The 15,556-nt window shown below is 61.2% G+C and carries 14 protein-coding genes; 7 read left to right on the forward strand and 7 right to left on the reverse strand.

All coding sequences use genetic code 11. The annotated features are described in order from the left end of the window. Positions 1 to 48: 48 nt before the first annotated feature. Positions 49 to 576, reverse strand: a complete 528-nt coding sequence (locus tag JZY08_RS11145; protein WP_216330157.1) for a GNAT family protein — start codon at positions 574 to 576, stop codon at positions 49 to 51. 86 nt (positions 577 to 662) lie between these two features. Next, positions 663 to 1,310 carry a histidine phosphotransferase ChpT gene (gene chpT, locus JZY08_RS11150; RefSeq protein ID WP_003491831.1) on the reverse strand — a complete coding sequence of 216 codons (648 nt, stop codon included), beginning with the start codon at positions 1,308 to 1,310 and terminating at the stop codon, positions 663 to 665. Between the two features lie 251 nt (positions 1,311 to 1,561). Between chpT and JZY08_RS11155 the strand changes: the two genes are divergently transcribed. Then, entirely contained in the window at positions 1,562 to 2,158 is a 597-nt protein-coding gene (locus JZY08_RS11155) for a DUF1134 domain-containing protein (RefSeq protein WP_003491833.1), read from the forward strand. A 272-nt stretch (positions 2,159 to 2,430) separates the two neighbouring features. Continuing rightward, the gene (locus JZY08_RS11160) at positions 2,431 to 3,657 is read left to right on the forward strand and encodes a hypothetical protein (protein WP_216330158.1); all 1,227 of its coding nucleotides are present in this window, start codon (positions 2,431 to 2,433) and stop codon (positions 3,655 to 3,657) included. 229 nt (positions 3,658 to 3,886) lie between these two features. Here the strand turns inward: JZY08_RS11160 and JZY08_RS11165 are convergent, their stop codons facing one another. Both JZY08_RS11165 and JZY08_RS11170 read right to left on the reverse strand, forming a co-directional pair. Continuing rightward, a complete protein-coding gene (locus JZY08_RS11165; RefSeq protein ID WP_216330159.1) occupies positions 3,887 to 4,747 on the reverse strand; it encodes an RNA methyltransferase in 861 nt (286 codons plus the stop codon). Beyond that, the gene (locus JZY08_RS11170) at positions 4,737 to 5,129 is read right to left on the reverse strand and encodes a hypothetical protein (protein WP_003491837.1); all 393 of its coding nucleotides are present in this window, start codon (positions 5,127 to 5,129) and stop codon (positions 4,737 to 4,739) included. The genes JZY08_RS11165 and JZY08_RS11170 overlap by 11 nt, the downstream gene beginning before the upstream one ends. Positions 5,130 to 5,167: 38 nt before the next feature. On the opposite strand from JZY08_RS11170, the gene JZY08_RS11175 reads away from it, so the two are divergent. The 3 genes from JZY08_RS11175 (at position 5,168) to rpoH (ending at position 8,367) form a co-directional block, all read left to right on the forward strand. Then, positions 5,168 to 6,190: an RluA family pseudouridine synthase gene (locus tag JZY08_RS11175; protein WP_003491838.1), complete on the forward strand. Its 1,023-nt coding sequence runs from the start codon at positions 5,168 to 5,170 to the stop codon at positions 6,188 to 6,190. 284 nt (positions 6,191 to 6,474) lie between these two features. After that, complete coding sequence (locus JZY08_RS11180) at positions 6,475 to 7,299, forward strand: class I SAM-dependent methyltransferase (protein ID WP_216330160.1); 825 nt, start codon at positions 6,475 to 6,477, stop codon at positions 7,297 to 7,299. A 165-nt stretch (positions 7,300 to 7,464) separates the two neighbouring features. Further along, entirely contained in the window at positions 7,465 to 8,367 is a 903-nt protein-coding gene (gene rpoH, locus JZY08_RS11185; protein ID WP_003491840.1) for an RNA polymerase sigma factor RpoH, read from the forward strand. A gap of 443 nt (positions 8,368 to 8,810) precedes the next feature. Here rpoH and JZY08_RS11190 read toward each other — a convergent pair whose 3' ends face one another. Further along, entirely contained in the window at positions 8,811 to 11,123 is a 2,313-nt protein-coding gene (locus JZY08_RS11190) for a hypothetical protein (protein WP_216330161.1), read from the reverse strand. A 70-nt stretch (positions 11,124 to 11,193) separates the two neighbouring features. Then, positions 11,194 to 12,492: an adenylosuccinate synthase gene (locus JZY08_RS11195; RefSeq protein ID WP_003491846.1), complete on the reverse strand. Its 1,299-nt coding sequence runs from the start codon at positions 12,490 to 12,492 to the stop codon at positions 11,194 to 11,196. A gap of 241 nt (positions 12,493 to 12,733) precedes the next feature. Between JZY08_RS11195 and JZY08_RS11200 the strand changes: the two genes are divergently transcribed. Then, positions 12,734 to 13,621 carry a DMT family transporter gene (locus JZY08_RS11200; protein WP_216330162.1) on the forward strand — a complete coding sequence of 296 codons (888 nt, stop codon included), beginning with the start codon at positions 12,734 to 12,736 and terminating at the stop codon, positions 13,619 to 13,621. Between the two features lie 53 nt (positions 13,622 to 13,674). Here JZY08_RS11200 and JZY08_RS11205 read toward each other — a convergent pair whose 3' ends face one another. After that, positions 13,675 to 14,208, reverse strand: coding sequence for a transglutaminase-like cysteine peptidase (locus JZY08_RS11205; RefSeq protein WP_216330163.1), 534 nt, complete (start codon positions 14,206 to 14,208; stop codon positions 13,675 to 13,677). Positions 14,209 to 14,847: 639 nt separating this feature from the next. Between JZY08_RS11205 and JZY08_RS11210 the strand changes: the two genes are divergently transcribed. Beyond that, positions 14,848 to 15,432: a transglycosylase SLT domain-containing protein gene (locus tag JZY08_RS11210; protein ID WP_080835799.1), complete on the forward strand. Its 585-nt coding sequence runs from the start codon at positions 14,848 to 14,850 to the stop codon at positions 15,430 to 15,432. The last annotated feature ends 124 nt before the right edge of the window (positions 15,433 to 15,556 follow it).

Here is a 15,556-nt window from a genome sequence, read left to right on the forward strand (position 1 = left end):
ACGCGATCGAGGCAACATCTTCATCAGACGATCCATCTGAGCGCCGTACTAGATCGCGGATATCCGCTCGAAAAGCCGCACCGGGTTCTTCCGGAACATCGCATCGCGAAACGGCTGAAAGCCGAATCGGGCGGCAATGGCTAAAGACGGGCTGTTCAGGGGATCGATCATACAGACGGTCCGCTGTGAAATTCCGCTACTGTCGAACCACTTCGTCGCGGCCTCCACAGCTTCTGTCGCGACACCCTTGCCGACCAACTGCCTGTCGATTTTCCACATCGCCTCCGGCACGCCATCAAAATCCGCCCCGTTTCCGCGGCGCATATGGGCAAAACCCACCTCGCCGACGATGCGTCCCGTCTCCGCCTCCTCGACGACAAAGGGGCCGAAACCGAAGGCTGACCAATGACCGATGAAGCGCAGGAGGCGGGCAAAAGCGAGTTCCGCATCCAGCGGTGCAATCGATTTGACGCCCTCGATGGGCAGGACATCCGCGCCCCAGAATGCGCAATAAAGCGTTTCATCCCCGATGGCATGCGGCCGCAGGATGAGGCGGGCGGTTGTCAGGCGTGTCATGAACGTGCTCCCCGAAACAGAAAAAGCCGGTGCGTCCGCAGACGCAGCCCGGCCCTTCTTAAAAAATCACGTCCGCAATCGAACGGTCACTCGGCAACCGTTTTCGCGGTAAAGACGATGCGATCTTCATGCACCTTGTATTCCACCGCCATATTGGCCTCTTCCGCCAGAAGCAGCGTGTAATAGGGCTGCACGGAATGGGCGTCGACGGCCTCTTCCAGCCTGCCTTCGTAAATTTCCGCAAATTTGGCCGGCACGCGCATCATCCGGCCCTTGACGGTGATTTCGAACTTGGCGTCACCGTCGGGGCTTTCCAGCAGCACATCCACATTGCCGCCGCGCGGGATTGCGCCGTAAGCGACGAGGAAGAGGTTGAGCAAGAGTTTGACACGATTCTTCGCAACGATGGCGCGCGGGCCGTTCCAGCTGACTTCCGCTTTCTTTTCGGCGGCGGCGAAATCCTTGGCGGCTTTTTCGGCCTCGCCCGTATCGATCGAAGCGCCGGCGGAACCCGACGCACCGAAAGCAAGGCGAGCGAACTTCAGCCGCACGGATGCGTTAAGAGCGGACGTGCGGATGAGGTCCAGGGCATCGTCGTCGGTGCCGCCCTCGTCCAGCAATTCAAGGCCGTTATTGATGGCGCCAACAGGAGAGATCACGTCATGGCACACACGACTGCACAGAAGAGACGCCAGATCGGGACCGGACAGCGTGATATTGAGTTTGCTCGTCATAAAATTCTCTCCTGCGCAAGAGATGCGCGGACGGTGTGGAAATTGTTAAGCCATAATGACACCATATTTGGTAAACCGATTGTTAATAGGATGGTTTCAAAATGCCAAATGCCTTAACAGGCCACACTGGAGCCCCGTGTATCCGCCAGGATGCACGAAACATGCTGTAGAACTTTGAATCTGCACATCGGCCCTTTCGGAAATCGATTCGGATTTTCGGGCTGATGCGCTAACGAAACAGACGGACGGACATGACGATGCGCCTTACGAAAACCCGCACCATTGCACGCCTCGGACTGGGAAAGATTATTGCGCTCCTTGCGAGCCTCTTGATGTGGGTCGCACCGGCCTCGGCCCAGACCAGCGATCAATATTCTATCCAGGAAGTCGTGGATGCAGGCCACGGATTCTTCGGTGAAACCACCGGCGGCCTCGCCAAGGTGGTGGAGCGCGCCTTCCAGCAATACGGTCTTCCGAACGGTTATATTCTCGGCCAGGAAGGCTCCGGCGCCTTCGTCGCCGGCCTCACCTATGGCGAAGGCACGCTTTATACCAAGAATGCCGGCCAGCACCCGGTCTTCTGGCAGGGCCCCTCGCTCGGCCTCGATTACGGCGGCCAGGGCACCCGCGCCATGATGCTGGTCTATAACCTGCCTTCGGTCGATGCGCTTTACCGCCGTTACGGCGGCGTCAGCGGCTCCGCCTTCATCGTCGCCGGCGTCGGCATGACCTATCTCAAGAGCAGCGATGTCACGCTGGCGCCCATCCGCACCGGCATCGGTGCGCGCCTCGGCATCAATGTCGGTTACCTGAAGCTCACCCAGCAGCCGACGTGGAACCCTTTCTGATTATGCGAGGGTGCCGCGTCTTTCTTCTCCCCGAGGGGGAGAAGGTGGCCCGAAGGGTCGGAGGAGGGGGCAAGCTCTCCTGATATCTCTACCCTCGCCCCCTCATCCCGCTGCCGCGGACTTCTCCCCTAGGGGAGAAGAAACAAGTGGGACGAACACCGCCTCGGCAATTGCCGGAAAGACCCCTCCCCACGGTTGCAATAATAGCGTAACGTGCCTTCGCGCCCCTCTTTCCGAATGCGCGCGTATCTGAGTTTCGGAGACTGTCCCGCGTGATTGAATATGCCATTCTTTTCGGATTGGGTTTTCTCACCGCTACCCTGCTGGCCCTGATGATCGCGCCCGCGATCCATCGCCGCATCGTCGCCTATACGGAAAACCGCCTGCGCGCGACGATGCCCATCAGCCCGCAGGAAGTCCGCGCCCAGAAGGACATGGCGCGTGCGCTTTATGCCGCCGAAAACGCCAAGGTCCGCCAGGAACTGGATACGGAACGGGAAAAAAACACCTCCCTGCGCCTCGCCAACGAAGCCGCTTCCAGCGATGCCTATCGCCTCGGCGAGCAGAACCGCAGCTTTTCGCTGAAAATCGAGGAGCTGACGCTGGAGGTTACCGAATTGCGCGCCGCCCTCGACGCCAGCGAGGAACGCGCCGGTGCCATTGGGGCGAACCTCCTGCAGCAGGAACAGGCCGCAAACGAGCGCGCCGCGCAGATGTCTGATCTCACCGCCCGCCTCACCAACCTGACGCGCGAACTGGATGATTCGAAAATCACCGCCGCGACCCGCGACCTTGAGGCGGAACAGGCCAAGCAGAGCGCCACGCGTTTCCGCAAGGAAGGCGAGACCGCGACCCGCGAATTGCAGGACGTGGCGGCCCGCAACAAGGAAGCCATGACGGCGGTTGCGCGCGAAAGCCGCAAGGTCACCCGCCTGGAAGAACAGATCGCCACGGTCATGGCGAAAAATGCCGATCTCGACACCATGCTGACGCTGCGCAATCAGGAGGTCGCCCGCCTGAAGGAACAGCTTGCCGCAACGGGCGGCCGCAGCGACGACATGATCATTCGCCTGCCGAACCCGGCCGTGCCGGTGGAGAAGGCCGTGAGCCCGCAGCAACCGGCCGTATCTGCGCCTGAAATCGCCCCCGCCGTTGCGGCAGAGACCCCAGAGGTCGAAACGGCCGGGGACGCACCCGCCTTGCCGGTTGCAGAAGAGCCGACGGCAACGCCGCCGGAGGGGCTGGCGCAGGAGATCGAGGATATCCGCAACCAGGGAACGGCGCTCACCGAACGCCTTCTGAATGTGCGCGGCACCGGCAACGACGAACCGATCCGCCGAGAAATCGCCCGCATCGCCGCCCAGATGATTGCGCTCACGGCCGCGCAGGAAGGCGAAAAATCGCCAATCCCGGGGCTGCTTGCCAAGGCTTCCGCTTCATCGGGGCGTGAGAGCCTTGCGGCACAGGCGAGTGCGTTGGTGGAGAAGCGGAAGGGGTGATATCTACGCCCTTGAGTATGCTGCTCACCCCCCTCTGCCCTGCCGGGCATCTCCCCCACAAGGGGGGAGATTGGCAAGACGCACTACCGCCTCTTCATTCTCAAATGCCGAGATAACCGAGACGTCGCTTCGGGTCGATCTCCCCCCTTGTGGGGGAGATGCCCGGCAGGGCAGAGGGGGGTGAGCCGCATATGCGAGGGTAATAAACCCCACACGCAACGCCGCGCCCCTAAACCCGCCCTATCGCGCTCGCCATCTGATAAAGCGCCAGCCCCGAAGCCGTCCCCGCATTCAGACTATCCAGCTGCGGCGATTGTGCGATCCGTGCGGTATGAAAACGCGACAGCACCGATTGCGGCAGCCCCTCGCCTTCCGTGCCGATGACCAGCGCCATGCGCTCGGAACGGGGAATGTCGCGTATCTCGACCTCGCCATTGGGCGAAAGGCTCCAGATCGCAAAACCGGCGGCAGAGAGACGCTCCAGCATCTGCACCGCGCCCCCGCCGCGATGATAGGGAACCGAGAGGACCGAACCGACCGAAACACGCAACGCCTTGCGATAAAGCGGATCGCAGCACGTCTCGTCCAGAAATACCGCATCGGCATAAAACGCCGCCGCGTTACGGAACATCGCACCGAGATTGTCGTGGTTAGAAATGCCGCAGCCCACGAGCACCAGCGAAGAGGCGGGAAGCGCCGCCGTCATCTCCTCCAGTCCGCGATCCTCAACCCGCCGTCCGAGCGCCAGAATGCCGCGATGCAGGTGAAAACCGACGATGCCGTCCAGCACCGGTGCTTCCGCCACATAGACCGGAACATCGGCTGGAAAATCAGCAAGGATATCGGCGACACCCGCAAGCCGGTTGCGAAGGATGAGGATGCTCTCCGCCGCAAAGGCGCCGCCCGCTTTGTGGGCGGCGGCGAGCATGCGCAGCACGACCGTGCCTTCGGCGATGAAGCGGCCTTGCCTACCGGTAAGGTCACGCTCGCGAATGTCGCGAAAGGCGGCGATGCGCGGATCGGCCGGGTCGTCGACCGGGATCAGCGCCCGTCCGTCCAAGAGCGTATGATCGCTGCCCTCACTGGGCATCGACCGTCACATCGGCGAGGAACCGGCCGGCCGCGACGTTGAAGACCAGCGCCTTGCGGGTGCCGTTGGCAAGCCTGCCGTAAAACAGCATGTCACCGCCGGAATAGCTGACATTGTCGATCACGAAGCCCTGCGGCAGGCTGGCGGTGACGGCCAGCGGCCCGTTGCCGGTGGGAACAGCCAGATTTTGCGGTTCGCTCTGCGTCGCAACCGTTTTCGACGGCCCCATCGCCTTGTAGACAACCGCTCCGAAGACGGCCATAAGGCTGATAAACATCACGGAGCCCGACACGATCTGCAAACGGATCATCTTGCGGCGAACTTTTTCCATGGCCGGATCAAGCGGCTTGTCTTCCTGTTCGTCTTGCTCGATCTGCGTCATCGGGTTCCCTGAAATGCTGATGGATCGGAAAAATAAGAATGAACGACCCCTTTAAACAAGGCGGAGACGCAAGGAAAGTCCTGATTGCCGGGGAAGACGCCGAAGGCCGCCTCGATTCCTGGCTGGCGACCGAAGTCGGTGGCGATCTGTCACGCAGCCGTCTGAAGGCGCTGATCGAGCAGGGCGCGGTTTTCCTGAATGGCAAACCGGTGACGGAGCCTAAAAAGAAGGTGCATCCGCAGGACCGCATCGAGATCGTGATGCCGGAACCGGAAGACCCCGAACCCAAGGGCGAGGATATTCCGCTCGACGTTGAATATGAGGACGAAGACCTGATCGTGCTCGTCAAGCCGGCCGGTCTCGTCGTGCATCCGGGCGCCGGCAACTGGACCGGAACGCTGGTCAATGCCCTCATTCACCATTGCGGCGACAGCCTCTCCGGCATTGGCGGCGTGAAGCGCCCGGGCATCGTGCACCGGCTGGACAAGGAAACCTCCGGCGTCATGGTGGTGGCGAAAAACGACAATGCCCACCGCCATCTCGCCGCGCAATTTGCCGACCACGGCCGCACCGGCCCACTGGAGCGGGCCTACAAGGCCGTCGTCTGGGGCCGCCCGCGCACCCTTCGCGGCACCATCGATGCCGCACTCGGCCGTGGCGCCGATCGCACCAAACGCGCCGTCAAGCATGAGGACAGGGACGACGCCCGCGAGGCGATCACCCATTACGAGGTGATGGAGCGCTTCCATGAAAGGCCGGATGCATCCTGCCTCGCCTCCATGGTGGAGTGCCGTCTGGAAACCGGCCGCACCCACCAGATCCGCGTGCACATGGCCCATATCGGCCATCCGCTGATCGGCGATCCCGAATATGGCGCAGCTTTCCGCACCAAGGCGAACCTGCTGGAAGAACCGGCCAGAAGCACCGTCAACCGCTTTCCGCGACAGGCGCTGCATGCCTATCTGCTCGCCTTCGAACACCCCCGCACCGGCGAGGTGATGGAGTTCGAAACCGACATGCCGGATGACATGGAAGAACTGATCACCGCCCTGCGCGGCTGAAAATGCTGTACGGCGCGGTCAAAAAACCGCGCCGCAAATTCTGCCCGAAGCCCCGGATAATAAAAAAAGATTAGCGGATCGCGATATTCCGCAGTCGGTCCTTTTTATAGACCGCCCCAATTTCGCTTCAATCGTCGCACCTCCTCGACCCCTGCAAGGCTTGAAATCACCCCCATTTCGGTGACGCAAACCAAGTCTGCCGAATGACGGACACCGCAGGGGATGCCTTTCGTTCGATCCGCATATCCTGAACGGAACCGGCATGATGACGGGATCTATCGCGCATGAACATCGATGAACGCCGTTTTATATTTCAGGATCTGCGCAGCGTCGAAGGCTATATCGACCCGCCCGACGCGCTCGTCTTCAAGGCGTTGCTGCAGGCCCAGACGAGACACCACCTTCAAGGCGGCATGGCTGAAATCGGCGTCTATTATGGCCGCTCTTATTTTCTGCTGCGCAGGTTTGCGCAGACGAAGGAAAAGGTGCTGGGCGTCGACCTGTTCGAAATGGACCCGCCCGAGGATGGCAGCCTGGACCAATATGACCGCTTGATGGAAAACGGCCGGCGGCTGGGTTTTGCGATGGATGAGGACCTGATCATCAAGGGTGACAGTACGCGGCTCGTCCCCTCCGACATCACCTCGCGGATCGGCCCCGTGCGCTTCTTCAGCATCGATGGCGGACACCATCTGCATCATGTTCTGGCGGATGCGAAGCTGGCGATGGAGGTGATCGCCCCGCATGGCGTCATCGTCTTTGACGACACCTTCAATCCCGCCTGGCCGGAAGTGACGGTGGGGGTTGCCGATTTTCTGCGCACGCACGGCCACAGCCTCGCCTGCTTCGCCATGACCAAATATAAGACCTATGTCTGCCGCCGCGAATTTCACGCGCTTTACGCAGGCGCGATCGCCGAAGAACCCGACTTGCAGACCCTTGGCCATGTCGAAACGCAGTTTCTTGGCTCCACCGTCGTGCGCCTGCATAATCCCATGCGCAGACGGGTAATGTATGAGCTGATGGTACGCTCCGGCCTTGGCGGATTTTCGGAACGAATCTACCGTTCAAAAGTTAAACAGGTCAGAGACAGTGTCGCCGGAACATAACATATGTGTGAACGCAGCGTTCGCTTGAAACGCGGCGGGCGCATACATATTTGTTACATGGGTTCGTGCGGGGTCGGTAACGACCCGCCACTAGCGGTGTGCCTCAGGCGAGTAATCGTCAATCCATGAGGGTGCCGTTCCAGACCATAGATAAGGGGGTGCTTTATGGCCCGCAATAGTTTGCCTACGATTACGGCCGGCGAAGCCGGTCTCAATAGATATCTCGACGAAATCCGTAAATTTCCGATGCTGGAGCCGCAGGAAGAGTACATGCTTGGCAAGCGTTACGCCGAGCATGGTGACCGCGACGCCGCCCATAAGCTTGTCACCAGCCACCTGCGCCTCGTCGCCAAGATTGCCATGGGTTACCGCGGTTACGGCCTGCCGATTGGCGAAGTCGTGTCCGAAGGCAATGTCGGCCTGATGCAGGCGGTGAAGAAGTTCGATCCGGAACGCGGCTTCCGTCTTGCCACCTACGCCATGTGGTGGATCAAGGCCTCGATCCAGGAATATATCCTGCGCTCGTGGTCCCTGGTGAAGATGGGCACGACGGCCAACCAGAAACGCCTGTTCTTCAACCTGCGCCGGCTGAAAGGCCGTATCCAGGCGATCGACGATGGCGATCTGAAGCCGGAACACGTCAAGGAAATCGCCACCAAGCTTCAGGTTTCTGAGGAAGAAGTCATCTCGATGAACCGCCGCCTGCATGGCGACGCATCGCTGAATGCGCCGATCAAGGCCTCCGAAGGCGAATCCGGCCAATGGCAGGATTGGCTGGTGGATGACCATGAAAGCCAGGAAGCCGTGCTGATCGAGCAGGACGAACTGGAAACCCGCCGCCGCATGCTGGCGAAAGCCATGGGCGTGCTGAACGACCGCGAACGCCGCATCTTCGAGGCCCGCCGCCTTGCTGAAGACCCGGTGACGCTGGAAGAACTCTCATCCGAGTTCGACATCAGCCGCGAACGCGTGCGCCAGATCGAGGTTCGCGCCTTCGAAAAGGTTCAGGAAGCGGTACAGAAGGAAGCCCTCGAAGCTGCCCGCGCGCTGCGCGTGGTGGATGCGTAAAGCATATCCAGCAAAAGTGCGGAGCGGTTTTGCGTCCGTGCCATAGATCATCCTCGGCCCTCGGCCGGGGATTTTTTGTTGGTAAAAGGCTGACGACTGGAAATGGCCTGCCATCCGAGACCGGCGATTGCGCTGGAGGAAAACCGGCAGGAAAAATATCCATGCTTCGGGGTATACCGCTTACGCCCTCTGCCCTGCCGGGCATCTCCCCCACAAGGAGGGAGATCGGCAAGACGCTCTACCTCCGCTTCATCCTCGCCGTTGAGTTGGTCGAGACCTCGCGGCATATCGATCTCCCCCCTTGTGGGGGAGATGCCCGGCAGGGCAGAGGGGGGTGAGCCACACCCACCGGCACCAACTAACCCACCCATCACCCGACAAACGCAAAGACACCGCCGTAGCCATATAACGAAAAAGGGCGACCCGAGCCGCCCTTTCAATCCTTATTGCCCGCCGGCTGCCGGCGTTGCGGCCGCCCATTCGCTGAGCGCCTTGTCGAAGGCGGCGATGCCGTCATTGCCCTTTTGCAGGGTCAGCAGTGCGCGCCGGCCGTTGCGGTAGGAGACCGGAATATCGATCCAGTTGCGGCTCTTCAGCAGCTCCAGATTGGTCTTCATCGCATCCGGGAAGTCGTTGAGCGCGATCATGTGGAAATCGTCGGTGATCTTGGCTGGAACCGCGATCAGGGCGTTACCACGATCCTGCTCCGTGCTCTTCATCGCGATGCGCTGGACGCTGTCGATTGCGCCGCCTTCGAAGCCGGGCGAAACCGAGAAGACGATTTCGATCAGATGGCTTGCGGGCAGAGACGGATCGGTATTGCGCTTGAACGTGATGAGCGCGCTCAGGCCGCGGCCGGGAACCGTGATCTGGCCCTGTACCGTCGGGGACGGGCGGCCATCATTGTCGTTTTCCTGCTGCAACGACCAGGAAACGCTGCCCTGAATGGCGGTCGGAACTGTCTGGCCGAGCACTTCCTCGTAAAGGAACATGCGGTCGCCGGTGGCGGCAGCGGCAGGCTGCTGGGCCGGCGGCGTGCCGGCAGGCGTTCCAGCGGGCGCACCCGCCGTGTTGGCCGGAGCCTCGCCCGCAGGCGGCGGTGCGACGTTCTGTTCGTAGACCGACTGGCCTTCCGCCGTCACCGGCTGGCCATTGGCGCCCGGTGCAGGCCCTTCATCACGCTCGGACCCATCGGCCAGGAGCCGCTGGGTGAATTTCGTGCCGGTGACGGAACCGTCATCGCCATGGGGCTGCGCCTGATGGTTGGTCGGGTTTGTTGCAGGCGGCTGCCCGGCCGCGGGCGGCTGCTGGCCAGCCGGCGGCGTGGATGTCTGCTGCGCCGTATCGGGCGAAGGCGTCTGAGTTTCCCCACCCTTCTGCGCCGATTGTACCAGCCCGCCGACCATGTCGTTCAGCGCATCGCGGTTCTGCCAGAGCGCATATCCGCCCCCGGCGAGAAGCCCCGCACCAACAAGGGCAAGCACCAGCGACGCATAGTTGCGGCGCGGCTTCTTCTTGACCATGTAAGCCGGCGTTGCAGCGCCTGCGCCCAGAGTGGGCGTTTCATCCGCAGCCGCCCGGTTGGAGGACGACGCGCCGTCATAACCGATCAGCTCGTCCAGATCGTCCCAGGGGGTACGTTCCTTGTTGTCCTTGGGCGAGCCCCGGTCACCGAAGGGATCGTTATCGGCGCGCGGCAGCGCCGGAGCGTCCTTCGCGGGAATGGCGATATCCGTGTCCTGGAAATAGGACGAAAAATCCTCAACGACGGCGGCTTTTTTCGGAGCCGTGTCTTCCGTCTGGCGGGGTTCGGAAAAATCACCCTGTCCGCCGAAGATCGGATCGTGATCCGCACCGGCACGGTTGCCGGCATAGTCTTCGTCATCGCGCCTGTCGGGCTCGAAGCTGACATCCGGGGCCTGGTAATGTTGCGCGGCATAACCGGCGACGACAGGACGTCCATCCGTCTCGTTGCGGATTTCGGCATAATCCTCGGCAGCCGGGCGAGCATGCTCGTCCTCGGCCTCGTCCAGCTTGCGCCAGTCATCCTCATCGACCGGCTGCGCCCAATGGGGCGGCACGGAATCATCTACCTGGGCAGGTGCGGCCACATCGCTGTCGCGGTCGGCCTCCGGCTGATGAGCGGGCTCTTCTTCCGCGCGGGTGAAATAGGTGCCGACCTCTTCATGGGAAACGGCAGCATGAGCCGGCGCCACATGAACGGGTTCCGGCGCGTCGTAAAGCTCTTCCGGCTCGCGTTCCGCGTAACGCTCCTCGTCATGCGAGGCAGCGGCGGAAACGGGCGCTTCGTGGAGCGGCGCTTCCTCGCGGGCAGGCTCTTCGTAAACCGGCTCAGGCTGTGCGGCGACAACCGGGGCAGGCTCTTCCTCGACCGGCTCGTACCGTTCTTCCTGCCGCTCGCTGGCATGGTCCGGCTCGGCGGCATGGGCCGCAGGTTCTTCGGCAACATCCTCTCGATAATAGGATGTTGCCGTCTCTTCAGCCGCCGGCGTGAAAGCGTCGTCTTCCTCCAGCGCCGGAAGCGCCTCGGCATATTCGCTGTCCACTTCGGCAATGGCGGCGTCCAGCTTGGCGATCTGCCGGCGCAACAATTCTTCCGGCGGACGTGGCTTCATATTCTCGAGCTGGCGCACAACCGCACTGCGCGCCTTGTCGTAAACCTTCGCCCGGTTTTCGGGAGTATTGTTCGCCAAGCCATCCACGGCCTTGCGAATGACTGCTACAAAATCCGCCATAAGCACTTTCTCGTCGTGACCGGCGACGTACCGGCCCGATATGGTTTATGAATCTAGATCGTTGAGGACATTAATCCTCAAACGGATCAGTCACAAGTATGGTGTCGTCACGCTCCGGACTTGTCGACAGAAGCGCGACAGGCGCTCCGATCAATTCCTCGACCTGACGGACATATTTGATTGCCTGAGCAGGCAAATCCGCCCATTTTCGGGCACCGACGGTGGATTCCTTCCAGCCTTCCAGCGTGATGTAGATCGGCTCTACCCGCGCCTGCGCGCCCTGGCTTGCCGGAAGATGGTCGATTTCCTGACCGTCGAGCTTGTAGCCGACGCAGATTTTCAGCTCGTCGAGGCCATCGAGAACATCAAGCTTGGTGAGCGCGATGCCGGTGATGCCGTTGGTGGCGACCGACTGGCGCACCAGTGCCGCATCGAACCAGCCGCAACGGCGCTTGCGGCCGGTGACGGTGCCGAACTCATGGCCCTTTTCGCCCAGGAACTGGCCGATCTCGTCGTTCAGCTCGGTCGGGAACGGACCTTCGCCGACGCGCGTCGTGTAGGCCTTGGTGATGCCGAGAATGTAACCCAGCGAACCCGGACCCATGCCCGAACCGGCGGCGGCCTGGCCGGCAACCGTATTGGAAGAGGTTACATAGGGGTAAGTGCCGTGGTCGATATCGAGCAGCGAGCCCTGAGCGCCTTCGAACAGGATGCGCGCACCGGCGCGGCGCTTCTTGTCGAGCAGCAGCCAGACGGTTTCGCTGAACGGCAGGATGCGCTCGGCGATCGAGCCCAGCTCTTCCATGATGGTTTCATGCGAAATTTCGGCAACGCCGAAACCGCGGCGAAGCGCGTTGTGATGCGTGAGGATACGGTCGACCTTGGCGGAAAGAGCTTCCATGTCGGCCAGATCCATGACACGGATGGCGCGGCGACCGACCTTGTCCTCGTAAGCCGGGCCGATGCCGCGACGCGTGGTGCCGATCTTGGTGCCGCTGTTGGAGGCAGCGTCTTCACGCATGCCGTCCAGCTCGCGGTGGAGCGAAAGAATGAGCGTGGCATTGTCGGCAATGCGCAGGTTTTCCGGCGTGACCTTGACGCCCTGAACTTCCAGACGGCCGATTTCGGCGATCAGCGCATGCGGATCGACCACGACGCCGTTACCGATGACGGCCAGCTTGCCGGGACGCACGACGCCGGAAGGCAGAAGCGAAAGCTTGTAGCTGATGCCATCGATGACAAGCGTATGGCCGGCATTGTGGCCGCCCTGATACCGCACAACGACATCTGCCCGCTCGGACAGCCAGTCGACAATCTTGCCTTTGCCTTCGTCGCCCCACTGCGAGCCGACCACCACAACATTCGTCATTTCTTGCTTTCCTGCTCATGGCGCTTGCGCGCCCGATAACCCGATGGGAAACCCAAACCCGCGAATGTATACTGTGTTGTTTTACGGAAAGCGACCCTGTTTCTTATGGAGAATTTTGCTTTTTCCGTGACAAGGCGCGGATTTCCCGCATTATCTCGCCCCGTGGGGGCCAAGCGCGGGCGCAAGACCGCCGTTCACCCCTTAGCCGTTATCCCGCCCCGTGAAGAAGCGAAACATCAGCGTGCCCTCCAAAGCCTACATCGCCCTCATCATCGCCACGCTCTGCTGGGGCGGCAACACCGTTGCCGGCAAGCTGGCCGTCGGCCACATCAGCCCCATGGCCTTCACATTCCTGCGCTGGGTTCTGGCCGTCGCCATCATCTTCGCCATTTCCGTGCCGCAGCTGATCAGGGACTGGCCGGTGGTGAAAAAGCGCCTGCCCTATTTCCTCGTGCTCGGCAGCGTCGGTTACACCGCCTTCAACGTCTTTCTCTACACGGCCCTGCAACACACCTCCGCCATCAATGCCGCCGTCATCCAGGCTGGCATTCCCATGGTCATCTTCGTGCTGAACTTCATCCTGTTCCGCACCCGCGTGCTGTTCGGCCAGATTGCCGGTTTCTGCCTCACCATCGCCGGCGTGGCGCTGCTCGCCTCCCATGGCGATCCGGTCTCGCTGCTGCAGCTGGAAATGAACGCCGGCGACGCCATCATGCTGCTCGCCGTGCTGGTCTATGCCATCTACACCGTCATCCTGCGCTGGAAACCCGCCGTTGACTGGCGCACGCTGATGGCGATACCTGCCTTTTTCGCCCTCCTCACCTCGGTGCCGCTGGTCTTCTGGGAAATGTCGCGCGACAGCGTCGTCTGGCCCGATCAGAAGGGCTGGGTGCTGGTGGTCTATGCCGCGATTTTTGCGTCGCTCATCGCCCAGATCCTCTACATCAAGGGCGTGGAACAGATCGGCGCCAACCGCGCCGGCCTCTTCATCAACCTCGTGCCCGTCTTCGGCACGCTTTTGTCCGTTGTGGTGCTCAACGAAACCCTGCACACCTACCAGATCGCGGCGCTGGTCATGGCGCTGGCGGGTATTGCCGTCGCAGAACGAAAAAAATCGCCGGCTCCCTGATCCCGAAGGATCAGAAGAAACCGGCGCAGTCTGGCAGGCATGAAAAGGTGGGCTTAAAGCGCGGTTTCGCGCTTAGCCGGAGAAAAGACGGCGTTACCGAGCACGATATCGCCCTTGTCGGTGGTGACGATCAGCACTTTTTCGAGCGATCCGTCATCATTCAGCGCAAAGGCAAGGCGCAGCGCAGCGGAAGACCAGCCGGCACCGGCAAGGGCCGTGCGCTTGATCGCGGCGCAATCGCCGCAATCATTGGCGCTCATCGCAGGCGTTGCCGGGACACCGGCTCCGAAACCGGAGAAATAATCATCGAGCGCACCCATGGTGGCGTTCACATCGCGGTTGACGCTCAGCAGCTCTTCACGGCGCTCGCCCGTCAGCGGCGCGGCAATCGTCGAAACACATTGGCCGGCGGAAAGAACGCAGCCATCAAAACCGCCCGGAGCCGAAACACCGATCTGCGTCACCGCGCTCTTTTCGACAGCGGCAAAACCACGGGCAAAACCGGCGGCACCGGCCGCATCGGCATGGGTGGACATGGAAGCGATGGCAATTCCGCAGATGGCGGCAGCAATAATCTTCTTCAGCATTTCATACCCCGTTTGGCGATCCGCCGGCTTGTGCCGGTCTCGATTTCTGTTTTGTGGAGCCCCTGTCTGCGCAGGATGTCCGCTCCTTGTCTGTGATCCCACAATGGCACAGCACTGTTTTCAGCCGCTTTAAGCCGATTGCTACAATTTTATCGGTTTTCATTTTTGTACAGCGGACGCTTTTTTTCGAATATGCGCCGATATCACCGCGCCGAATTCCGGCGCAGCGTTGAGAGGCGATAAATGAGCCGCATCGCTGCGGGGGGTATCAAAGGGTAGTGCAGGGTTTTGCAGACGATGCGGCCCCGGTTTCAACATATGATCCGGCCGCCTTGACCGTGACATTGGGAAACTCCCCGGTTTTGGCCGCCTGCCCCACCCACCTTGCGCCGCGCGCACGCTCAATGACCGGGATGAAGCGAGTGTAGCGGACCCGGCTGGAACGGGGACGCGCGGGGATAAATGCATCTCAAAAAAGGCATGCTGGAGAGGCGCGGCACACGCTTTCGCCCCATCCCGGACACAGGAATTTTCAGCGGGTTAACAAGCCCTTGATCGGCGGCATTTGAATTAACCTTGTCTTAAAACCCGACGTTAATGGTTAGCAATTTAAGAATAGCGGAACGAAAGGGTTCCGTTATGCGTGGCGTATTTGCCGTAGTTTTTCTGATGCTCGTTCTGGCTGGTTGTGCCACCGCACCGTCACAGGTCACCAATGCCTGTGCGATTTTCGAGCAGCGGAACGGCATCTTCAACAACTGGCGGCGCGATGCGAAAGCGGCCGAGCGCGAGTTCGGCGTGCCCGTGCCTGTCATGATGGCGACGATCTACACCGAATCCGCCTTCCGCCCCTATGCGCGGCCGCCGCGCACCAAGCTTCTCGGCTTCATTCCGTGGAAACGCCAGTCCACCGCTTACGGTTATGCTCAGGCGCTGGACGGCACATGGGGTGTTTACCAGCGCGAAACCGGCCGCTGGTCGGCAAGCCGCACCGACTTCACCGATGCGATCCATTTCGTCGGCTGGTACCACGCCAAAAGCCGGCGCGAGAACGGCATTTCTCTGAACGACCCCTATAATCTCTACCTCGCTTATTATTCCGGCCATGCCGGTTATGCGAAGGGCAGCTGGCGCAACAATTCCGCGGTCCAGAAGGCTGCCCGCCGCTCCGCCAACATGGCGCTGCGTTACGAGGCACAGTTGCAGCAATGCGGATATCGCTGAAGTTGGAGTAGCAGGACCATTTGTCTGCATGCGACGTGGAAAGGCAGATCACCTACCCTCTCCGTCACCCCGGACTTGATCCGGGGTCCAGCGCGATCAAGTCCTTGATCGCAAGAGACTCTTT

Origin of the sequence: Rhizobium sp. X9 (assembly GCF_018873185.1) — a bacterium.
Lineage (GTDB): Bacteria > Pseudomonadota > Alphaproteobacteria > Rhizobiales > Rhizobiaceae > Agrobacterium > Agrobacterium oryzihabitans.